Genomic DNA, 20,246 nt, shown 5'->3' with positions numbered 1-20,246 from the left:
ACAAAAGAACAACGGAACAGCAGGATATTCAATTTCGAAGTTGGAAGTTGAATATTCTGCTGTTCTTCATTTAATAATCCCGCAGGGATTATGTTTACCTTTGCAAAAAAGAGGAGTAGATTTTGATTGAGAAGCAACATAAAATTAAGGACGAAGAAACAGCCGTATTGGTGGGGGTAATTCAAAAAGAACAAACCCAGGAACAGGTATATGAATACCTGGATGAATTGGCATTTCTGGCAGAAACGGCTGGGGCCATTACGGTTAGAAAGTTTACCCAGAAACTGCCCCATCCCGATAGCCGCACATTTGTAGGTAAAGGAAAACTGGAAGAGATCAAAGCATATGTATCAGGAAAAAAAATAGACCTGGTAATATTCGATGATGAACTTACCGGTTCACAAATCACCAATATTGAAAAAGAACTTGGGGTAAAAACCATTGACCGTAGTGACCTTATCCTCGACATCTTCGCCCGCAGGGCTAGAACCGCCCAGGCAAAAGTGCAGGTAGAGCTTGCCCAATACCAATACCTGTTACCAAGGTTAAAAGGTATGTGGAAACACCTTGAAAGACAAGGTGGTGGTATCGGAACGAGGGGGCCGGGTGAAACCGAGATTGAAACGGATCGTCGAATTGTAAAAGATAAAATTTCATTACTCCGCAAGCGATTGGGTGAAATAGATAAGCAGTCGTTTACACAGCGCAAGGAAAGGGGTGAGTTGATTCGTGTATCGCTTGTAGGGTATACGAATGTGGGTAAGAGTACCCTAATGAATCTTTTGAGTAAGAGCGACGTATTTGCTGAAAACAAGTTGTTTGCAACATTGGATACAACTACCAGGAAGCTGGTGTTTGAAAATACCCCCTTCTTATTGAGTGATACAGTAGGTTTTATTCGTAAACTACCACACCATCTTGTAGAAAGTTTCAAGAGTACATTGGATGAAGTAAGAGAGGCAGATATTCTGTTGCATGTGGTAGATATATCGCATCCCCAGTATGAAGATCAGATAGGCGTGGTAAATAAGACATTACAGGAATTGAAAGCATTTGAAAAACCCATTCTCACCATCTTCAATAAAATGGATCTCTATGAGGAGAAGACATTCGATGAATGGCTGGAAGATGAAGTGAAACAGGAAATATTACTGGAGCTGCGTGAAAAATGGGAAAGGGCAACAGAGCATAATTGTGTTTTTATCTCAGCATTGGAGCGTAAAAATATTGATGCATTACGAGAATTGATATTAAACAAGGTAAGAGATATGTACCAGGTACGTTACCCATACAAAACAGTTCATTTCTAATCTCTCTCTCTCTCTGCGAAAACTTTGTGTTCTCATGTTCTCTGCGGTGTCCTTCCTTTGTCAGGATGACGTTAGGAATCCAACCGCAGAGAACATGAGGGAATGGAGTTTTCGCAGAGGGGTTAAAGTTCTTTCAGCCAATGAATGCTATAGGTGCGGTTATCGCTGGAAGCGCCGCGCATATTGAAGCCGAGACTCCACCTTGTTTCCCAGGCTTTACCCATTCTGATGCCCGCTCTGAAAACGGGATCGAAGCTATCGAAGGGAACTTTACCAACCGAAGTATAAATTTTGGTATAACTGTATTGGTAACCGCCACCTACATAAATACCGAGTGCACGTTTCGAATCGTCGGAAGCAGAAAGCAGTCCAAAGTTAAGGTCGGCTACCAGGGGAATTTCAAAAGCAAGATGACCACCATGTTTACCGGTAATGGTATCGTTTTTAGTGCCATCGAAATCGATGGAACGATAACGGTTGGTATAGCTTACGCCCAGCATCATGGGAGAGGCGATGCTTACAGAGCCCCATCCCCAGGTAACCAGTTGTTTCCGGATGGTATATACGATACCTATTTGTTTAACACGCATTGAATATTGTGCATCAATGGCAGAAGAATCGGTGCGGTACCTGGCTAGTCCATTTATATCTGCTTTGCTACCGAGTAAGCCAAAAGCCTGATCAACGCCGCGTTTTTGAGAAAAAGCCTGAAATTGAAAGAATATACATGTGATAAATAAACTAAGTATAGCTTTATACATCTATTGGATATTTAATAAAGGCGCGAAAGTAATTATATTATAATAAGAAAACATGTTAAAATGTTTGAATGGGTAAAAAAATGGCATAAGATCGGTGATTCGGTAGCAGAATTTCAGTGGCAGGGTAACCAGATGTGTATTATAGAAGTAGATGGAAAGAAAATTACCCTGGCAAGGTACCAGGAAGGGCTATTTGCGTTTGCGTATAAATGTCCGCATGCGAGTGGTATAATGGCCGATGGTTTTGTGGATGGGTTGGGTCAGGTGGTATGTCCGCTGCACCGGTATAGGTTTAGCTTAAAAAATGGCCGGAATACCAGTGGGGAGGGGTATTATTTAAAAACTTACCCAATAGAAGAGCGGGCAGATGGCATTTATGTATCATTTTGAGTATTTTTTTGGATATAGATTTTGCCGGAATGCATTTTTCCCTATTTTTGCCACCCCGAAAGGGAAAAGGTATTCAGAAAGTTTTGCTTTTGGATTACCATTACACTCCCAAATGGATCAGTTGGTTAGAGTATTCCGCCGCGGCGGATTAATCAACGGGTCTACGAAAGGAGAAACATAAAATTCCCAAATAGCTCAGTTGGTTAGAGCATTCCGCCTCAGGCGGATTAATCAACGGGTCTACCAAAGGAGACATATAATATTCCCAAATAGCTCAGTTGGTTAGAGCATCTGACTGTTAATCAGAGGGTCGCTGGTTCAAGTCCAGCTTTGGGAGCAGAAGCCTTCACAGAGATGTGAAGGCTTTTTGTTTTTTTGGATTTTGAAGTAAAAGGCTAGAGCATTCCGCCGCGGCGGATTAATCAGAGGGTCGCTGGTCCCGACGCTACGGTCGGGATGCAGACAAGATCGTCTGCATTCAAGTCCAGCTTTGGGAGCAGAAGCCTTCACAGAGATGTGAAGGCTTTTTGTTTTTTTGGATTTTGAAGTAAAAGGCTAGAGCATTCCGCCGCGGCGGATTAATCAGCGTATAACAAAAGCTTGAGCCTTATTCACCAGCTTGCTTTAAAGCTTGCAGTTCAACTTCAATAGATAATCTAAAGTCTGTTTTTTTGATTTCAGCCAATATCGGTTTGATACTGGGAATAAGGCCTTGTAATTTAGCTTTCACAATAATACCAATAGTACCGGTATAAGTGAGGCCAAGCTGACTGGCTATTTTTCTTGCTTTATAATCGTCAAGTATAATGGTGCTGTCGTGAATTTCTAAAGCCAATGCTATAGCACTGGATTCGCCTTTATCAATTTGAAGCTCCAGGAGTCTTTGTTTAGATATATCAGCAGGATTTACGATTTCTATCCATTCTGGAAGTACTTCCCCATATTCAGTGGCAATATCCAATGTAGTAGTGATATTCCCATAAAGCTTATGCAAGAGTTCAAGCTCACCAATATTAGACAGGATAATCAGACAACTTGTGTCAGAAATAATTGTTTTATGCATTGGCTACATCTCTGGATATGTCAGATGCGGGATAATTGAAAATAGAAACCTGATAAGATCCCAGTAATTCCGCAAAAGTTCTTTTTGTAAGTCCGGCGAGTTCTGCAGCTTGCCCGAGTGATAATTTTCCTTGCTCATACAATTTACTCGCAACAAGCATCGCTACCTGCATATCATCAAGATCTACATTGTCGGGTATATTGAGTGTGAGAACTTTCATGAAACAAATTTAACTATTTTGGCTGAATCATCAAATTACATGAATTTCAACTGTAACTATATGTGTTTTGGGGAAGTAACCAGTAAAACTATTAAAAATAAGATCTGTATTTAAACTTGAATTTTATCAAAAAATCTACGCAGAACCTTGAAAAAGCAACCCATTGGGGAAATAAAAATCATTTATTCAGCATTCTCAAAAGCTGATTGATGTTGCTAAGTAAAAGAGGTTGGTCCTGTTTCGCTTTATTTAATTTATCAACAATAACACTTAAATCAGCGGTCTTGAACAATATTGAACTTGCACCCATATATTTTTCACGCGTATTAAAATACCTGACTTCAAGGTCTTTTTTATAGAATAAAGGATATTTAAATGAATGATTCTCATAAGCTACATCAGCGGTAGTTGAATCTATATCAGGCATGATAATATCTATGTTATGGTAATTTGTATTTGTACTCAATGGTATTGTTAGTATATCAAATCCATCTATTTTTTTTACTATTGTTAAGTTTTGATTTCCCAAACTCCTTGCACGTACATTTGAAAAATAACCATTTCGATCTGAGCCGATTTCATATTTTCCATTCAAAACAACTGAAGCATTAGCGATGTCTTTTCCTGTAGCGCTTTTTAAATGACCTTTTATTATTACAGAATCAAATGGGGGTTTTGTTTCTGTTGTATATTGATAGCTGGCATTTTGTAAAATGGGAAAGATAGTTTCGCTAAAGGTGAATTTGATGAAGCCTGGTTTGGTAATACTCCATTTCCCTGCGTCTAAATATTTTATATACTTACCCTCAAAGCTTAAAAAAATAAATGTAGAGTCATGGTTCAAAATCCACGTTGTTGGAACATGGTCGAATGTAAATCCTTCATAAATGCCGTAGTTCAACTTGGCTTTTTGTCCATTTGCATGTAAGAAAATGCAAATGGCTAATAAAGTAATAATTAATGATCGCTTCATAACAAGTAATTTTATGGCCAAATATGCCTATTGGCCTCTGTGGCTGGCGCATAGCGGAGAATGACCGATAAATCTGCGGTTAAATTAATTATTGTCATTGATTTGATGCTGATTATAGGTCAGGCGACCAAACAACGCGAAGAAATTATGCTAAAAGAACTTCCGCAGGAATACTAAACTCCCTGTGAAATAATTTTGCCAGCTCCAGCGTAAGTGGTTTACGTTTATTCAATAATGCAGATACATAACCTTTGCTGCCAACTTTACCTACTAAATCTTTGTTCTTCAAACCCAGGTCCTGCATCTTCAATTTAATTACTTCTATTGGATCGGGCACAGGAATTGGAAAATGAATATCCTCATATTGTTTTATCAGCAAAAGAGCCACCTGCACTTTCTCTCCTTCAACACTGCCAGGCTTAATACGTTTATCAAATTGCTCGTCAACCCAATCCAGGTATTCCTGGTACTGCTTTTTAGTTTTTATTATTTTGAGTTCCATAATTAACTGTTTTTAAACTGAATCGTTTTAACATCTATCTTGTCATATTCGGCATGAGTTCCAAACCATTTAACCTGAATTGCCTTAAAATCAAATACTATTCTTACAACCAACCTGTATTTATTCCCCATAATATTAAAGACAACCCTGTTATCAGCCACAAGGCTGGCATTTCCATACACTTTTTTTAACTCATTAAAGTTTTTAAAATCAGCATTAACCAGTTCATGATACCACTCCTGTAATGCAGTTGAAGCAGCCGGATATTTCTTGCAATACTCCAACAATGTTTTTCTGGTTATAATATTAAACACGGCCCAAAGGTAAATAAAAGTTTTCTATTAGAAAACCATTTATTAATTTGTTAACATGGAACCTGGCTTATATAATAAGCATTAAATCTTCAAAGATCAGGTTCACAGTTATCTTTTAAAAGATAGCAAATGAGATGATGATTTACCAAATGACTTCCGGAAAATAGGAACTGAAGTGTTCCATTTAGCAATAACTTCAATAATCAAACCTTTCCCATGAAACAGGTATTAAAACTCGAATCCCTTGGATTATTCTTATTATTCACCGGAGCTTATTTTTATATGTATCCAGGCAGCTGGGGCTTTTACCTGGCCCTGTTTTTTGTGCCTGATCTTTCATTCCTTTTGTACCTGATTACCAAAAAACTGGGTGCCATTGCTTATAATATTTTTCATCACCAGGGGGTATGGGCTGCTATGTTAATAGTGGGTTATTATATCGAGATTGAAGAATGGATGAAAATATCGTTGGTATTCCTGGCGCATTCCACATTCGATAGAGTAGCCGGGTATGGACTTAAATACTTTGATAGCTTCGATCACACCCACCTGGGCTGGATCGGTAAAAGCAAACACCTGAATAAGGAATAGATATTTTATTCACTTTGTTAAGCGAGATTTGCTTTGAGGCAGATATCAGATTAAAAGGGTTATACTTGTTGTGTACATCCCTTTTTGTTTATGAATAAGTTGAATCAGATTTTTTACCCTAAGTATAGCTTCTTTGCTGCTTGCGTGCTTGCACTGATTACTTTAAACGCTGCTGGACAGTCAGCTCAGCAACGGAATTGGGTGGATACTAAAGTTACTTATAGTACTTCCTCTAAACAATCCATAATAGTAACCAATAGTTTACCCAGAGGAGGCGGCCTAGTGCAACATAAAGGGAAAGAATATCATTATTTTATTTTTTGGACCAGCATACTGAATGAGTCTGCCTCAACTATAGAATTGGATATTAAATTTCCCGCAATAAATTTCTTCCCTTCAAAGGAATCTCACTTTATGGTGGCATTTACTAAAGCTACTATGTCATTAGACAAATTGCAGGAATTAGACTACGGAATCACCGATGTGCCTTCTCTTTTAAACAGTGAATCAAATCGATTACCGCATCTTAGTAATAAGGTGTTATCGAAAAAGGAGTATTTGTTTTATACGCCCGTCTTTATTCATAAAACAAAATGGCCGGTTAGAACTGCGCTTATTGTAAAGGATAATAAGTTGTTGTTTAAAATTAAAGCAGGGGCGGATTCCGTTATGGTTCCTTGTGGAGCAATAAAGTTTATAAATTAAATATGTTGAAATTGCGCCGAAGCATCTACAAAAACAACTATAAATTTTCGTTTATTGGAGAGATTATTTTTTAGCCACAGATTCACAGATTATGTACGATTAATCTGTGAATCTGTGGCTAAAATAAATTAGCTGTGTTTATTGGTTAGGCTAACAACAATGGAGAAATCTGTATAGAACTAAAAAACGCGCCCCCCAACCGGGAGGCGCGTACCACTTATTCCACTTCCTCTTTCTTTACGAGCTGACTAACAGCACCCAATACACCACCAGCTACTGCTGCATAACCTGCTAAAGTTACCAGGGTTGCCGGTAGTGATACCGGGGCTGTAAGTATGGCGGCTGAGATACTGGCCAGTGCCACACCTATATTTCTTAGTCTGCGAAAGAAAAGAGGTGGGGGCGTTTTGGCCCTTTCTATCACTTCTTTCATACCATTGTTTTATGTATGCCCAGATGTTGAGCTTACGGTGAGTAAAATGGTTTCCTGTTCACTTAAGGCTTTGTTTACCAGCAGCATCAGCTTTTGAAGGGCTTTTGCTGAATCTGATCCCATACCTTCTCCGGTAATACGGGTTACCGGTGCAATACAACCACGTAGTTCTTTTATGGCGTTATTAGCGGGGTGTATGAGAATCATACTACGACCCGGTACATTTTGCAGGTGCAAGTGCCATCCGAACCGCTTGCTGTATCGCTTAAGTATTGGGTAAGACCCTTCAGGTATGCAGGAAACCTGTTGCTGGTTATTGCGCCAGGGCAATTCAATGCTGTAACAAACCTGTTGATCACCCAGGTAAATACAGCCATTCACGCCCTGTGCACCATAACTGCGCAAAAGCTTAAAGTGTACCATCAGTGTGTAACGGTAATTAATCCCGTATAACGACTGTCAGACGTATTCGCTTCATTATCTGACATAAAGAAGAACCAGCTATGCACTTCTTTGCCAGTAAAGTTTACTGCATCAACTACTAGTTCAAGGTAGTTTCTGCGCACATTGAAATCGCTGATGAGGAAGAGGTTGTCTTCGGGGCAGTACAATACACCAATTGCCTTGTCTACCTCACTGGCTTTATTACCTGCATCGAGGGCAAGGTCCCAACTGAACCTAACCATATTGTCGGCCATAGCGGCACAGTTAATGGTTGAAACTACCGGGAGACTTCCATGAGACAGTTTTACTTTTTCATAATCGATGCTGAAAGGAAATTCATCACCGAGTATGGCATTTTTGATGTTTTGAGAAAAGGCTTCCTGGAAACCGCTTCTGCCATTTTTCCCATTTTTAAATGAAAGGTTGAGCAGAAAATCAATATTGCGCAGGAAAGACATCATCAGTTTAAATTTTTCCTGCTGGTCTAACTGGGCAGTAGTGAAGGTTCTGTTCTTTTTAAACACTGGTTTTGCACGCATAACCGGTTTACCTCTCCATGAGCTACCGATAACGGGTCCGGCTTTTCCTGAAAAGCCACCCAATATGCCTTGTGAAATGATTGCCATAAAATGTTGTTTTTTGTAATGATTAAATTGGTTTTTTGTTATGCCTGCTGCAGTCAGGTACACCGGTGTTCATAACAATGCAAACCTAGCTATGAAAAAAACGCCCTGGGGGTGGCGGGGGTGGCGCCACCCCTTTTAACCAATTGAAAATGAGTTCATAGAAATTTTAAAATTGATATTTCTCAACGTAAAAAACAGGCAAAAGGGTGGCGGTCTTCGGAAGCGCTTCGGGAATATGGTAGTTTTCTTCGGGCATCCTTCACACATCCTTCGGGGATCCTTCGGGAAACCCCGAAGCCGCTTCGGGAATTACCGAAGAAACACTGAAGAAAACACGACTTTGATACGAGGAATATTCAGTGACCTTCTGTGCCTTCAGTGGCATTTTTTATTGCCACTGAAGGCACAGAAATACACAGAATAGAAGATCATCTATTTAAGTAATGCCATCAACACATTACGCATGAGGGTATTGTATTCCATCATTATTTGCACAGCTGCCCTGTCTGGCTGGTGGTAGTTATTGTATAAACTCTTAGGGCTTATAGTAGCAGCCCTGTTACTAACTGCGTGTTTGGCAAAGTGCCTAAGCATTTCTGTAAGGTTATTGGTTTTTATGGTGCCACTATCAACCAGCATCCTGAAATAAACAGCTAGTTGCGAAACGGTAAGATTGTATTCATAGGGAAGATTGTTTTCACTAACAACAGCAGTTTCAGTATAAAACTGATCTGCGTTTAATTCGTTACGAAACATGCGCAGTAAACATTTTTTACAATCTTCTTCCTCTTTAAGTAAACTACAACCAGATACCGGAACTATTCTGTTTATTTCCTGAAAAGCCTGTAGCCAGTAAAGGGCAGGTTTATCAGATAAGCAAATATTAGTTGCATAGTAATTAAACAAGTGATGAAGAAACAGACTATGGTTAAAATTAAAACGAAGCAGCGTGTACATCTCAACACTTAGCTTGCCTTCTGTATAAGGCTGTTTAAGTTGCAAAGCCTCCATTAATTTTTGCCAATAAATAGCATCGCTGTATGAAACCGAACCTGCTGAAGTTGTAATTTTAAACACATCATTAATAACATGTAACAAATCCGTATCAGTAATAGTATTTTGTAATAAAACGCAAAACTGTTCCTGTATAGGAAGCCAGAGTAGTCGCGGCATGGTGGCATCGTAATCGAAACATTTACCACCATAGTTTTTAAGAAATTGCAGAAAATTACAAAGGTGTAAGGCAATTTCTGCCAGTATGGGTTTATGCTCTATTTGTTGTTGTGTGTAAATTTTTTCTAACAGCCAGTAAACAATATGTTGAACCTGCTGTATATTTTTTTTCATCGACCTGTTACCGGCATCATGGTAAATATGTTGTTGAAAGTAGTTACTGAGTTTACTGGTTTCGGCAATAAGGTTGCGCTCCTGTATTTTGGTGAGTTTACGGGAGTCTTCAATTACATAAAGTAAATGTTCGTTACCAGGAAAGAAACTGAGTTCTTTCATTCAGTTTTTCTTGTTTGAACAAAAAAATTAGTTCAAAACCAAACTGAACACAACTAAATAGGGCATTAGTTTTTGCAAATTCAAAAAAAGAGTAATTACCACCAGATTTTAGGGTATTTCTACGTGATTTTTTATTGAATTTTTTTTCTTATTAAAAGAACTGAAACATTCGTTTAACATTTTTTGCAAAAAAGAACCCCGACGAGTTGTCGAGGTTTTTTTTGAAAGAAAAACGAATTAATCTAATGTTGTTTAGGTCTAAAGTGCACCCCCCGGCGTAAACCATTTAAAAACAACTCAACAATTAATTACGTTATTCAAACAAAGTGGTTGTTGCTGTTTTATAAACAATCAGCGTTTAATATAGTCCTAGGATTTGTTGGCAATGCACTACATTATTTTTTATCAGTTGAAGGAATTTGATCATTTGCGCTGTTCACCAAATGTTCAGGCAAACTTTTTTTGGCCTTTACGCCCAGTTCTTTCAGCTTGTTTGCCTGTGTAACCAGATTATCATTTCCGGTAGACAATTGCTTATATGCATCATCATATTTGTTTTGTGCTTTTTGCAAATGATCACCTACATCTTCCAGGTTGGCGACAAAGCCTACGAACTTATCGTACAATTTTGCGCCACGTTCTGCAATTTCATTGGCATGCAAGTTTTGGTATTCCCTTTTCCAGAGGTCGGCTATAAGCTTCAACGATGTGATGAGGTTGGTGGGGCTTAATAACAATATTCTTTTATCGTAAGCATAATTCCACAGTTCTGGGTCGGCCTGTAATGCTGCTATATAAGCCGGTTCACTCGGAACAAACATCATCACAAAATCAAGTGTTTTGTTATAGTCATCATATCCCTTAGCGCTAAGATTGTTGATATGTCTTTTTAGTGAAGCAACATGTTCATTCAACTCATTTAAGCGGGTAGCTTCGTCTGTTGCATCAACACAGCGGGTAAAGGCATTGAGTGATACTTTGGAGTCTATGATTACGTGGCGATTGTCGGGGTATTTGATCACCGCATCGGGACGCATCTTTTTATCTTCTGCATCTGAACGTAGAGGGTTACCCTGCTCATCATATAACTGGTGTTCCATAAAGTACTCACGGTCTTTTACGAGTCCCGACCGTTCCAGTATATTTTCCAATATCATTTCACCCCAACCGCCCTGGGTTTTCGATTCTGATTTTAAAGCACGGGTAAGGTTATTCGCTTCTTCACTTATTTTTTTATTCAATTCAGCAAGTTCTTTTACTTTTTCACCCAAAGAGAAACGCTGCTGCGATTCTTTTTGGTATACTTCTTCCACTTTTGATTTAAACTCGGTGATGTTTTTTCCTAGCGGTTCAAGAATGGAGTTTAGGTTTGTTTTATTGAGCTCAGTAAATTTTTCTGTTTTTGTTTCCAGTATGCGGTTGGCAATATTTTCAAATTCGGTGTTGAATTTCTTGTTCAGGGCTGCCATTTCTTCTTTCTGCGTGCTGAGTTTCTCCTGCAGGGCTTCGTTGTTGGCAGTTTGTGTGGCAAGCCGTTGAGATACAGTTGTAAACTCATGTTTTATTGATTGCAGTTCTGCTTTCAGGGTTTCTAACGCTTGTTGTTTATCTGCTATCAGTTTATTAGCTGCTACCAGCTCTGCCTTAGCACCTGCAAGCGATGCACCAGATGCTGCAAGCTGTTGCTGGGTGGCTGCGCTTTTTTGTTCCCATTCGGTGCGGGATTTTGATTTTGCAAGTAACCAGCCGATGAAGGTGCCGATTGTGATGCCGAGGATAAGGTATAGGATCATTTCCATATAATGTAATATAGTAAACGAGCGTTAGAAAAGATAAGAGGTCAATTAAGAGATTGACCTCTTATCGTTGAACATGAAAGGTCCTTTTTTCATCAAGCTAATTGAATAAGTATCCAAGTAACGGCTTTCCCATCATAAGGAGGCATGGTGTTACCCTTAGCAATAGGGGCCGTTGTACTAGGAGTACCTTGTACTTTCCAAATTCCACTTTCCGGACACTTTTCACCGGTTTTAGCTGTTGTTCCTACTGGCATTGTTATTCTAATTAAGTTGTTCCCAAAAGATGAGAGTGGGAACCTTCTCTCTGAATCAGCCAGTCGAAAATAAAAATCATAAAACAGGAAATTTTACGGGAAACCGTTGCAATGTGAAAAAGCTATGTGCTTACTTTACATCAAACCTTTGCAGTTCTGATTTTCTGATAATGATCTTATCATTCTCACAAGTAATGTCGATTGTATGACCAGCCTTAAAACCAGCATCTCGCAGCCATTTACCACATAGCAGTATGCTGGGGAAGTATACACAATTGCTGGGTTGGCGAATAAAGCCTTTATTGCATACAGTGAGTCGTCTTTTTTTTGCTGTTATCATAGGGAAAATTTTATGCAGCAAAGAACCACTACGCAGCCGTTGTATCCTACCGGGCTATCTTGTATTTTACGGGTTGTTATATGTATTTTACATTTTTATTGCCGGATAAATATTGTAATTTTCCATTTATTGTAACCTGAAACTTTTATATGCTACACAATACTAAAACGAACCATAAAGTGCACGAGGGGCGCAACGTTAAAAGATTTCGTGAAATGCTGGGTATTAAGCAAGATGTGCTGGCTCTTGAACTTGGAGATGACTGGAACCAACAAAAAATATCACTGCTCGAACAAAAGGAAACCATTGATGCTCCCCTGCTGCAACAAATTTCTGCTGCATTGAAAATACCGGTGGAGGCGATACAGAATTTTGATGAGGAACAGGTAGTAAATATTGTTACAAATACATTTACTGATTTTAAGGATAATGCGGTAGCATCGCCTGTTGCTATGAATTATCAATGCAATTTCAGCCCTATCGACAGGATTATTCAACTTCATGAAGAAAAGATTGCATTGTATGAGAGGATGCTGAAAGAGAAGGATGAGATGATGGGAAGGTTGGAAAAGTTGATTGAGACAAAATAATAGTTAGACTCATTCCTGGTTGTCGGACTATTCGCTCTTACTTCTTCACAAAGCCAACACACAAAACATTCAGCGTAGTATCCGTTACTATCTTTCATGTAACGAAGTCATCGTATATAAAATCCTTGAATAAAACTCTGCAATAACATTACCCTTCATAAAAGGTGCTTCTAATAGTTCAAAAATGTATCTATGAATGAATATGCTAGGACATTGTTGCAGAATAAAATAAGAAAGGTCTTATCAGATGCTAAAACGTTAAGTAGCATTAAACATCCAGGCTTGATAGGCCAATTGAAAGAGAGCTTTATTAGTAATTTGCTTTCTCCATTTTTGAATAAAGAGTATTCAATCGGTTCAGGAAAGGTAACTGATTATAAAGGGACAAAGTCTACGGAAATAGATTTATTAATCTATTCAAATTCAATACTGCCTCCATTTTTCTTTCAAAAAGAAGAAAAAATAAAAGTGTATCCAATAGAATCCGTGCTAAAGTGCATTGAAATTAAATCGACTTTAACTAAACAAACATTAGCATCAACATACAAAAAATGTAAGTATTTAGAAGATAACTTACTAATGACAAGCGGGTACTTTGACGATTTCGGTACACCAAAATCACATGTGTATACACAAGTCAAATATGAGTTTTTTGCTTTTGAGTGCAGTGCAAAATCCGATTTCAAAGATTATTTTCTAAACGCTTACAAAAAGATAGACCCATTATGGAATAGTGACCCTTTAATTACAAGTATATGCGTAGCAAATAGGGGGTGGTTTGCTTTTACAAACCTTGGTTGGACATATCTTCCTTACGACGAAGTCAACAACCAAAACGAAGAAATAATTGGATACTTATGTTCTTCTGTACATGGCCTAGAAAGTATTGCTTTAAGTAGGGGCTATCCCAGGATTGGTCAATACCTGATAAAGTCTAACAAGGGCTTCTTTGAATATACAAACACACCAATAGAGAAAAAGCCGACTATAGGTAAGCTAGGTTAATTCTTGTAGAAGAAAGAGGTTATAAATCTTCCAACTCTTTCTTTTTAATGATACTGGCCAACTTTGTACGGATTTCATGTCGATTGTATCCAAAGTGTGCTTCCCTATGACAATTGGGACAAATAGCAGAAACATTTGAAGGCAAATCAGGACCATCATCGACTAAACTGTATATATGATGCACTTCTAAAAAAGGATAATTGCTACTAGATATAAATGGTGCGTTTTTCCCACAAAGCTCACATATTCCATTTGCTCTTAAAAGTGCATATTTTTTAACTTGCGCACTTCGAGCTTTATATTCTGTAACACTTAATGACTTTCCTGCTACTGATTTTTGTTCATCAGTTAAAATTTTCTTTCTAAGATCGATAAGAAAATTAGGGGATTGTAAGCCAGTAAGCTCAAGGTTACTTTCATAAATATTAGCCGCAGGAATTAGGTGGAAAACTAATAACTTATCTCCTGCTCTTTTCCCCTCTTTAGGAGAATTGAAACCATAAGACAATACTTTGTAAATACCTTTAAATGTATATCGCTTTCGTTTATTGCCTCTTTCTCTTTGTTCTTTAGAAGAAGGTTCCCTGGTTACAAATAACAAAACATCACGCTTTTCATTTATAAGCAGGGCATTTGCATAATTGTTTACGCTCTGGTTGCCTGTTGAGCCTTGTCCAATATAGTTCCATGTACCATCAGGGTTCTCTATATCGCCATACCCTGCACTATCACTATGCTTTCCGCCAGAAGTGACAATTACGCATCCTGGTTCTTTATCGCCCCAGATAATACCCGATTGATTTTGCTTGCTTCCTATAAAGCTTAATAGCTCCTGACGATCGTATTCTAAGCCTTGTTTAAATAAAAATTCCATTATTGTAATAAAGGCAATTTATTGTCACCTAGTATTTTTATATCCATCTTCAGTTGGTATAAATAATCTGTTAGTAAGTGTCTTCCAGCCACTGTTTTATCTCCCCGTAAGTAATGAGCTATTCGTTGATTAGTTATGAAATGAATAATCTCTTTGAGCTGGCTGAAATTATAGTTATTATCAATGCCTAATTCAAGACTGCGTTTAATAATATAGTTCAACTCAGTTTTCATTAACCTGACAATATCGTTATTAACAGTAGGGAATCCATCATCTTGAAACTCCGATACAGAAGTAGGGATGTTCCCAAAACCAAGAAAAGTTTTAACCCCTTTATCCAAAGCATAGCTTGAGATTTTATCATTTGAATTACAAGCTAAACAAAACACTTTCTTTCCATCAAAAACGTCTATATTATCTTGATTAATAAAATTATCGTTATAATAATACCTATCCGGCTGTTCGGCTATTGCCTCTTGGCTTACAAACTCCTTATTTGCGTATAAATCTCCTTTACTTCCGTAAAGTTTTGTCGTTCGTCCATGTCCAAAAAAAATTACAACCCCTTTTTCATTATTCGCCTTTATCCTATCTAAACATTGTTGATGGGATTCATCATTGGGTTGGATATTGAAGTGATGAATTTTGTCTCCAAATTTTCCAAGTAAGTGACTTTTGACTTTGTCAAGAAATGAAGTGGTTTTATCATTTGGATGGACAATTAAAATTGGTTTAGCTATCATTTATATGCTTTCAGTTAGATGAGCTATAACCTGTTGAACAATTTCTTTTTTGAAATCGTTTCGTAAATGATCATGTTCCTCTAGCATTCCTGCTATTTCTTGAAAAGTTTTACCACTGAAACTTGCGTTAACAAACTTATTTGAAAATTTAAGATTAGGAAATTTTTCAAGTTCGTTCTCAATTATCAGATCCAAAGTGTCATCCGTTGCTTTCAAAACTTTAATAATATCGGTTTCATAATTTTCTCTTCCAACAAAGTCTTTGATATCTGCTCTTATGAGGGTCTTGATAATGTTAATTAAGCCCTTTCTATCAAGCTTACCATTCTTAAAGTCATCAATTTTGGCCGCTAGCTTTTCCTCTAATAAGCCTGAGTACAATAGCTTCGGTGTAGACTTCAGTATTTTATGATGCGGTAGTAATCTTATTAATTCTACTCCGTTGATATGATCATCATTGAGATCCCAGTCAAAAGCAGCAAGATCAAAAGTCTGCCCTTTAAACCTTCTTTTATACTCTGCGACAACTTTACTTATATCAATATTGCCATTTGTTAACAATTCACCTTCAGCCGCACTCCCTACATTAAACTGTTCACATTCAATAGTAATGCCTGTTTTTTGAGCATCACGCTTGAGTTTGATTATCTCATCAGATTGATCGTCGTTATCTATGATAATACATTTCTTTACCACCATCACTAGTTAATTAAAATTTCAAAACAAGCTCCTTTTAATCCTCCAACGTTGTTTCCTACAAATTCTATTGTTCCTTTAAGTGATTTCAAAGCAGTTCTTACTGAATTCAATCCAATACCAGACCCGTCTGTAGTAGTAATACCTAATTCAAATATCTTATCTGGGTTATCTAAAAATTTCTTTTGAACTCCTCGTCCGTTATCTGAAAACTGGATCAATAGCGTGTTATTCTTTGGATTGTTCATTTCAATCAAAACCTTTGATGCTCCTGCTTTTTCAGCATTCGAAATCAAGTCGTCAAGAATTAGTGATACGTCAAGTACGCTTAATTTCTTAGTTAACGAAGCCTCATCACTATTTACCGTAAACTCTAATTCACTTTCGGCATATATGTCCGAATAAATATCTATATATTGGTGAATGTACTTGACAATATCAATGACCTGCTCGTTTTTATCAGTATTGAAATTTGCTCTTGTTATAAGGTTACTTACTTTTAAGGCCTTCTCAGCTTGAAATTTAATAATCCCTAATGATCGTAAGATCTCGTTATTCTTAATAGACCCATTCAATATCTTATCGTATAAGTTATCTACGTTTGTGCTTATCTTTTTTGAAGTAATTTTTATATTATGAACCAATCCTTTTGCATCTTCACTCAAGCTTCTTGAAGATGTTCTTAAATATGTATTTTTTTCCCTCTCAAGCTCAAGCTCTCTTTCAGCATCTTCTTTCTCTTTCCTTTCTTTTTCCTTAGCTTCTTGTTCTTCTTTAAGTTGTTTTTCTAAATCTGTTTTTTCTTTTAATAACTCGGCATACTTTGAATCAAGTGCATTCTGTATATTCTTAAGTCCTTTAATTTCACTTTCATTTGCTTTGGAATAATTTTCTAGGATACTCGAAAAGTTATTTAAAACTTTTGAATTTCGTGATAGATTAGAAAGCACTTCTTCAAGAACACTAGGATCTATGTCGTCTGATTTTTCTTTTAATGTGTTTAAGACATTTTCAAGCTCTGCTTTTGCCCTCTCACTTTGCTCAATGATGATTTGCTTAACGAAATCATCATTAATTTTTAAGGAAATAATGTCGCCTTTTTTGGCATCTATAATATTTTTGACTACTGAAAGAACTCGCTTGTTCCTATCAAGGGAATCCTCAACATACTTCTCCTTTGATTCATCCCATTTCTTATCATAAACTTCTTTTTCAATAATATTCGAATCAACTGGTGTACTATCCCATTTTATACCTTCTACTACAAACCTTTCCAACCTTCTAAAGGTTTTATAATAAAATCCAAATGGATGTTCAGATTTAGTAAGCTGATCAAAGGCCGTATTGTTAACGACTCCCGACCTATTGGAAATGATTTTAAATTTTTCATTTTCATCAAATATTTCTATCCTTCCTACAATTTCTCTAGTTCCTAAATATCGACTATGCCCTTGCCCTTTTCTCATTTCAATACCTAACCAATCATCCCCCTCATCCCCGTAGGGTGGTATCCTGAAACCATTAATAAATAGAAATATCGAACCAAAGTTTACTGATTTAATTCCTGTTTGCCTCGTAAAGTAAGCTTTGGCATATGTACTTAAATAAAAGATGGTAATATCAATGTTATTTAAGGCACCAAAAGGATTCTTCTCTTTTAGTAGAAAGACCTCATTACCCCTATCTTGTAGTGTTGTAGTAATGTATTCGCCATTTGAATCAATAGATGCGTGAATACTTGTACTTTTAAAATCGAGATTTTCAAAAATCCTATTTTTAACAGGGCCATTGATTTTGTTATATTCTTCCTGTCCCTTGTCTTGTTGTAAAAAATCATTCGCAGTAATTTTTACTCCAAATTGATTTTTCTTAAACGCTTGGTTTGGATTTATGAGCCGCTCTAATTGACGTTTTAAACTTAGTACTTTATCTGGTTGCCAATATTCTCGCAAACAGGATATTTCGAGTATTGTACCATTAACAAAACCATTGTAACCTGTTTGTTCTACAAACTCCTTCTCTGACAGGTCGTCAATATCAAATTCAACATCCTGTATATTGAAGTCAATTTTAGGGTCCACTTCAAATACACTCCAATCAATGAATAGCTTATTATATGGCTTGCCTTTTTTTCGAGTATAAATAGTTAGAAAACGGCCGAGCCTATCACAAGAAAATCGACCAACTCCTTTATTTCCTGCTAGTACACGACCAAAATCTTCTTTTTTTTCTTTTTTTTCGGAGTATGCAATATTCAGCCACTTATCTTCCAAATCAGATTCAGACATTCCAATGCCTTTATCTTGTATAATTAGCTTAGAAGATTTTTCAGTAGGTTTTTTTAATTTTTTTGAGTCATCATTTTTTTGGATATTCTCGAAGACTATATCAACACTTTTAGAACCTGCATCAAATGAATTTTTAACTAGCTCTAATACAGCAAGATTATCATCTGTTATTAAATCTTTACCAATAATGCTTTTTAATAAGGCATTTGTTCGAAAGCTAGCTTTGCTCATCTATTTTATTAAAGATTTTAATGCGATACCGCTTTGTTCGCCAAATAAAGGAGGAATAGCGTTACCAATTTGAGTATAACGAGGGACTTCTTTTACACGCTGCTTGCCGCCTGTAGTATATTTACCTCGGAACTCATACCAATCTGGAAAACTTTGGATACGAGCATACTCCCTAACTGTTAGGATACGGGGTTCTTTGTAGTGAATATAATCATCAGGCAAAGTAGTAATTGTTGGAGCGGGCTTTTGAGCCGCCAATGGAATAATTACATGTTTATTAATATTTAAGGCTTTTTTAAAGTCTGCATGTAGATTTTTCCCTTGAGGCTCTTTTAAGAATGACTCAAATTTCTCAATAATATCAGGCCTGTGATTAGGAAAACTATGGCTATTTGGTATTTCATTTTTGTAGCCTGCTCTCAAATACACTTGGTAGGCAGATTGCGGCTCTACATATTTGCCGCTCGAAAACTTTTTACCCCTATCAGGAGTAGGTTTTACCCCATTTTTTTTAAATAGGTCTGAAATGGCATCTTTAAGTTTAGGGTTTTGAGGAAGATTTTTACTTACTAAAAACTGCTTTTTATGAGCTGTTATTCTTTTAAAAAAAGCCTTTGCATTTACTTCTTTTGATTCTGCAATATCTGTCCTAATGCCTACCAGTATAAACCTAGTCCTTTTTTGAGGGACACCATACTTTGAGAAATCGACCATCCTTCCCTCCACGTTATACCCAATTCGTTTTAGTATACTCACTACAAATTCTGAATAAGCAATACCCCTAGCCCTTGCAACTTTCTTCATCTCGGTTTTGTTCTTCTTAAATTCGAGGGTGAAGCCTTTTACATTTTCAAAAAAAATAACTTTAGGGCGAGTATACAGTATGAAGGTTAAATAAGAGCGAATTAAACCATTACGCACATCGTCTTCATTACGCCTGCCAGCAATAGAAAACCCTTGACACGGCGGCCCTCCAGCCACGAGATCTACCTTACCACGTAACGCAATTAATTGCTCCTTATAGTCGCTTAATACTTGATTAATATCGTGTTTTTGCTTGGGTAACCAATCAGGCCAGTTGAAGTGCTTTTTATTATTGATTAGGTTATGCTCGAGGGTATCAAATGCATCTTTACTTTTTTCTATAGCAAATAGACCCTTCCATCCTGCGTTATGTAGGCCAAGGGAGAGCCCTCCGCAACCTGCGAATAAGTCAATATACGAATATGTGGCAGCCATGGTATTTTACATAATATTATACAGATTTACCAAATTTAGTGATTTCGAATAAAAGACGCGAATATTAGATATTAATGTAATATCATATTTAATATACCTTTTCAGGCAAATAATAGATGCAAAGTCTAAAAGCCACTGGTTGTTCCGTACCGCTTTATTATAATAGACACTTGTATTCTTTGGATATTTTCCTAATATAGTTTCTTCATTTTAATAACAATACCCACATGCTTTCCTATGTCTTTCTTTTGCAGTAGCAATATTCACCGCTTCAATAGCAGTACTGCATTTTTGTAACCCTTCGCACTGGCTTGATTTATGATAAGCTTTTGATTGCGGGCCATTA

Annotated in this window: 24 protein-coding genes and 1 tRNA gene; 7 read left to right on the top strand and 18 right to left on the bottom strand. The window is 37.1% G+C overall.

Annotation, left to right across the window (positions count from 1 at the left end):
* The first annotated feature begins 122 nt into the window (after window positions 1–122).
* On the top strand, window positions 123–1,310 hold the full coding sequence (hflX, locus tag ACH30E_RS01445) for a GTPase HflX (protein ID WP_294989515.1): 1,188 nt from the start codon (window positions 123–125) through the stop codon (window positions 1,308–1,310).
* A 122-nt stretch (window positions 1,311–1,432) separates the two neighbouring features.
* Here hflX and ACH30E_RS01440 read toward each other — a convergent pair whose 3' ends face one another.
* Window positions 1,433–2,071 (bottom strand): hypothetical protein, encoded by a 639-nt coding sequence (locus tag ACH30E_RS01440; protein ID WP_490823326.1) that lies wholly within the window; start codon window positions 2,069–2,071, stop codon window positions 1,433–1,435.
* Window positions 2,072–2,131: 60 nt separating this feature from the next.
* Between ACH30E_RS01440 and ACH30E_RS01435 the strand changes: the two genes are divergently transcribed.
* Entirely contained in the window at window positions 2,132–2,461 is a 330-nt protein-coding gene (locus ACH30E_RS01435; RefSeq protein ID WP_294989509.1) for a Rieske (2Fe-2S) protein, read from the top strand.
* Between the two features lie 263 nt (window positions 2,462–2,724).
* Window positions 2,725–2,798 (top strand) — tRNA-Asn (locus ACH30E_RS01430).
* A gap of 270 nt (window positions 2,799–3,068) precedes the next feature.
* Here the strand turns inward: ACH30E_RS01430 and ACH30E_RS01425 are convergent.
* The 5 genes from ACH30E_RS01425 to ACH30E_RS01405 form a co-directional block, all read right to left on the bottom strand.
* The gene (locus ACH30E_RS01425; RefSeq protein WP_490823325.1) at window positions 3,069–3,524 is read right to left on the bottom strand and encodes a PIN domain-containing protein; all 456 of its coding nucleotides are present in this window, start codon (window positions 3,522–3,524) and stop codon (window positions 3,069–3,071) included.
* Window positions 3,517–3,744 (bottom strand): UPF0175 family protein, encoded by a 228-nt coding sequence (locus tag ACH30E_RS01420; protein WP_490823324.1) that lies wholly within the window; start codon window positions 3,742–3,744, stop codon window positions 3,517–3,519. The genes ACH30E_RS01425 and ACH30E_RS01420 overlap by 8 nt, the downstream gene beginning before the upstream one ends.
* Before the next feature lie 178 nt (window positions 3,745–3,922).
* Window positions 3,923–4,717: a hypothetical protein gene (locus tag ACH30E_RS01415; RefSeq protein WP_490823323.1), complete on the bottom strand. Its 795-nt coding sequence runs from the start codon at window positions 4,715–4,717 to the stop codon at window positions 3,923–3,925.
* 145 nt (window positions 4,718–4,862) lie between these two features.
* On the bottom strand, window positions 4,863–5,219 hold the full coding sequence (locus ACH30E_RS01410) for a helix-turn-helix domain-containing protein (RefSeq protein ID WP_490823322.1): 357 nt from the start codon (window positions 5,217–5,219) through the stop codon (window positions 4,863–4,865).
* Between the two features lie 2 nt (window positions 5,220–5,221).
* Entirely contained in the window at window positions 5,222–5,533 is a 312-nt protein-coding gene (locus ACH30E_RS01405; protein WP_490823321.1) for a type II toxin-antitoxin system HigB family toxin, read from the bottom strand.
* Between the two features lie 216 nt (window positions 5,534–5,749).
* Between ACH30E_RS01405 and ACH30E_RS01400 the strand changes: the two genes are divergently transcribed.
* Together ACH30E_RS01400 and ACH30E_RS01395 are read left to right on the top strand one after the other, a co-directional pair.
* A complete protein-coding gene (locus ACH30E_RS01400; protein WP_490823319.1) occupies window positions 5,750–6,124 on the top strand; it encodes a DUF4260 domain-containing protein in 375 nt (124 codons plus the stop codon).
* Between the two features lie 90 nt (window positions 6,125–6,214).
* Entirely contained in the window at window positions 6,215–6,829 is a 615-nt protein-coding gene (locus tag ACH30E_RS01395; RefSeq protein WP_490823318.1) for a hypothetical protein, read from the top strand.
* 217 nt (window positions 6,830–7,046) lie between these two features.
* Here ACH30E_RS01395 and ACH30E_RS01390 read toward each other — a convergent pair whose 3' ends face one another.
* The 7 genes from ACH30E_RS01390 to ACH30E_RS01360 all read right to left on the bottom strand — a co-directional run bounded on the left by ACH30E_RS01390 (window position 7,047) and on the right by ACH30E_RS01360 (window position 12,234).
* On the bottom strand, window positions 7,047–7,262 hold the full coding sequence (locus tag ACH30E_RS01390) for a hypothetical protein (RefSeq protein WP_490823317.1): 216 nt from the start codon (window positions 7,260–7,262) through the stop codon (window positions 7,047–7,049).
* A gap of 9 nt (window positions 7,263–7,271) precedes the next feature.
* The gene (locus tag ACH30E_RS01385; RefSeq protein ID WP_490823316.1) at window positions 7,272–7,685 is read right to left on the bottom strand and encodes a DUF5675 family protein; all 414 of its coding nucleotides are present in this window, start codon (window positions 7,683–7,685) and stop codon (window positions 7,272–7,274) included.
* A complete protein-coding gene (locus ACH30E_RS01380) occupies window positions 7,685–8,332 on the bottom strand; it encodes a DUF6266 family protein (RefSeq protein ID WP_490823314.1) in 648 nt (215 codons plus the stop codon). The genes ACH30E_RS01385 and ACH30E_RS01380 overlap by 1 nt, the downstream gene beginning before the upstream one ends.
* 432 nt (window positions 8,333–8,764) lie before the next feature.
* Window positions 8,765–9,841: a hypothetical protein gene (locus tag ACH30E_RS01375; RefSeq protein ID WP_490823313.1), complete on the bottom strand. Its 1,077-nt coding sequence runs from the start codon at window positions 9,839–9,841 to the stop codon at window positions 8,765–8,767.
* Window positions 9,842–10,236: 395 nt separating this feature from the next.
* Window positions 10,237–11,640: a DNA recombination protein RmuC gene (locus ACH30E_RS01370; protein WP_490823312.1), complete on the bottom strand. Its 1,404-nt coding sequence runs from the start codon at window positions 11,638–11,640 to the stop codon at window positions 10,237–10,239.
* A gap of 92 nt (window positions 11,641–11,732) precedes the next feature.
* Entirely contained in the window at window positions 11,733–11,894 is a 162-nt protein-coding gene (locus tag ACH30E_RS01365; protein WP_490823311.1) for a hypothetical protein, read from the bottom strand.
* A 130-nt stretch (window positions 11,895–12,024) separates the two neighbouring features.
* Window positions 12,025–12,234, bottom strand: coding sequence for a SymE family type I addiction module toxin (locus ACH30E_RS01360; protein ID WP_490823310.1), 210 nt, complete (start codon window positions 12,232–12,234; stop codon window positions 12,025–12,027).
* Window positions 12,235–12,383: 149 nt separating this feature from the next.
* Here ACH30E_RS01360 and ACH30E_RS01355 point away from each other — a divergent pair, with 149 nt between their 5' ends.
* Together ACH30E_RS01355 and ACH30E_RS01350 are read left to right on the top strand one after the other, a co-directional pair.
* Entirely contained in the window at window positions 12,384–12,824 is a 441-nt protein-coding gene (locus ACH30E_RS01355; RefSeq protein WP_490823309.1) for a helix-turn-helix domain-containing protein, read from the top strand.
* Between the two features lie 192 nt (window positions 12,825–13,016).
* Window positions 13,017–13,829, top strand: a complete 813-nt coding sequence (locus ACH30E_RS01350; protein WP_490823308.1) for a DUF6602 domain-containing protein — start codon at window positions 13,017–13,019, stop codon at window positions 13,827–13,829.
* 19 nt (window positions 13,830–13,848) lie between these two features.
* On the opposite strand, the gene ACH30E_RS01345 is transcribed toward ACH30E_RS01350, so the two are convergent.
* From ACH30E_RS01345 to ACH30E_RS01325, 5 genes are read right to left on the bottom strand one after another with little or no spacing between them, the layout of a single operon-like run.
* Window positions 13,849–14,703: an HNH endonuclease gene (locus tag ACH30E_RS01345; protein WP_490823307.1), complete on the bottom strand. Its 855-nt coding sequence runs from the start codon at window positions 14,701–14,703 to the stop codon at window positions 13,849–13,851.
* Window positions 14,703–15,446, bottom strand: a complete 744-nt coding sequence (locus tag ACH30E_RS01340) for a hypothetical protein (RefSeq protein WP_490823306.1) — start codon at window positions 15,444–15,446, stop codon at window positions 14,703–14,705. The genes ACH30E_RS01345 and ACH30E_RS01340 overlap by 1 nt, the downstream gene beginning before the upstream one ends.
* Window positions 15,447–16,145, bottom strand: a complete 699-nt coding sequence (locus tag ACH30E_RS01335; protein WP_490823305.1) for a hypothetical protein — start codon at window positions 16,143–16,145, stop codon at window positions 15,447–15,449.
* A 2-nt stretch (window positions 16,146–16,147) separates the two neighbouring features.
* Window positions 16,148–18,661, bottom strand: a complete 2,514-nt coding sequence (locus ACH30E_RS01330) for a sensor histidine kinase (protein WP_490823303.1) — start codon at window positions 18,659–18,661, stop codon at window positions 16,148–16,150.
* On the bottom strand, window positions 18,662–19,900 hold the full coding sequence (locus ACH30E_RS01325; RefSeq protein ID WP_490823302.1) for a DNA cytosine methyltransferase: 1,239 nt from the start codon (window positions 19,898–19,900) through the stop codon (window positions 18,662–18,664). It lies immediately after the preceding gene.
* Between the last annotated feature and the right edge of the window lie 346 nt (window positions 19,901–20,246).

The sequence above is a fragment of the Sediminibacterium sp. FW305-C-61 genome (genome assembly GCF_058231065.1).
The sequence above is the reverse complement of the archived record's forward strand: the minus strand, read 5'-3'. Positions and strand labels throughout refer to the sequence as shown.

Excerpts from the sequence above, each read along its gene's own strand:
- ACH30E_RS01340 (WP_490823306.1), bottom strand. The coding sequence starts at position 15,446 with ATGATAGCTAAACCAATTTTAATTGTCCATCCAAATGATAAAACCACT.
- ACH30E_RS01345 (WP_490823307.1), bottom strand. The coding sequence starts at position 14,703 with ATGGAATTTTTATTTAAACAAGGCTTAGAATACGATCGTCAGGAGCTA.
- ACH30E_RS01425 (WP_490823325.1), bottom strand. The coding sequence starts at position 3,524 with ATGCATAAAACAATTATTTCTGACACAAGTTGTCTGATTATCCTGTCT.
- ACH30E_RS01365 (WP_490823311.1), bottom strand. The coding sequence starts at position 11,894 with ATGCCAGTAGGAACAACAGCTAAAACCGGTGAAAAGTGTCCGGAAAGT.
- ACH30E_RS01395 (WP_490823318.1), top strand. The coding sequence starts at position 6,215 with ATGAATAAGTTGAATCAGATTTTTTACCCTAAGTATAGCTTCTTTGCT.
- ACH30E_RS01370 (WP_490823312.1), bottom strand. The coding sequence starts at position 11,640 with ATGGAAATGATCCTATACCTTATCCTCGGCATCACAATCGGCACCTTC.
- ACH30E_RS01385 (WP_490823316.1), bottom strand. The coding sequence starts at position 7,685 with ATGGTACACTTTAAGCTTTTGCGCAGTTATGGTGCACAGGGCGTGAAT.
- ACH30E_RS01440 (WP_490823326.1), bottom strand. The coding sequence starts at position 2,071 with ATGTATAAAGCTATACTTAGTTTATTTATCACATGTATATTCTTTCAA.
- ACH30E_RS01420 (WP_490823324.1), bottom strand. The coding sequence starts at position 3,744 with ATGAAAGTTCTCACACTCAATATACCCGACAATGTAGATCTTGATGAT.
- ACH30E_RS01410 (WP_490823322.1), bottom strand. The coding sequence starts at position 5,219 with ATGGAACTCAAAATAATAAAAACTAAAAAGCAGTACCAGGAATACCTG.
- ACH30E_RS01435 (WP_294989509.1), top strand. The coding sequence starts at position 2,132 with ATGTTTGAATGGGTAAAAAAATGGCATAAGATCGGTGATTCGGTAGCA.
- ACH30E_RS01350 (WP_490823308.1), top strand. The coding sequence starts at position 13,017 with ATGAATGAATATGCTAGGACATTGTTGCAGAATAAAATAAGAAAGGTC.
- ACH30E_RS01335 (WP_490823305.1), bottom strand. The coding sequence starts at position 16,145 with ATGGTGGTAAAGAAATGTATTATCATAGATAACGACGATCAATCTGAT.
- ACH30E_RS01360 (WP_490823310.1), bottom strand. The coding sequence starts at position 12,234 with ATGATAACAGCAAAAAAAAGACGACTCACTGTATGCAATAAAGGCTTT.
- ACH30E_RS01390 (WP_490823317.1), bottom strand. The coding sequence starts at position 7,262 with ATGAAAGAAGTGATAGAAAGGGCCAAAACGCCCCCACCTCTTTTCTTT.
- ACH30E_RS01375 (WP_490823313.1), bottom strand. The coding sequence starts at position 9,841 with ATGAAAGAACTCAGTTTCTTTCCTGGTAACGAACATTTACTTTATGTA.
- ACH30E_RS01330 (WP_490823303.1), bottom strand. The coding sequence starts at position 18,661 with ATGAGCAAAGCTAGCTTTCGAACAAATGCCTTATTAAAAAGCATTATT.
- ACH30E_RS01325 (WP_490823302.1), bottom strand. The coding sequence starts at position 19,900 with ATGGCTGCCACATATTCGTATATTGACTTATTCGCAGGTTGCGGAGGG.
- ACH30E_RS01400 (WP_490823319.1), top strand. The coding sequence starts at position 5,750 with ATGAAACAGGTATTAAAACTCGAATCCCTTGGATTATTCTTATTATTC.
- ACH30E_RS01355 (WP_490823309.1), top strand. The coding sequence starts at position 12,384 with ATGCTACACAATACTAAAACGAACCATAAAGTGCACGAGGGGCGCAAC.
- ACH30E_RS01380 (WP_490823314.1), bottom strand. The coding sequence starts at position 8,332 with ATGGCAATCATTTCACAAGGCATATTGGGTGGCTTTTCAGGAAAAGCC.
- ACH30E_RS01415 (WP_490823323.1), bottom strand. The coding sequence starts at position 4,717 with ATGAAGCGATCATTAATTATTACTTTATTAGCCATTTGCATTTTCTTA.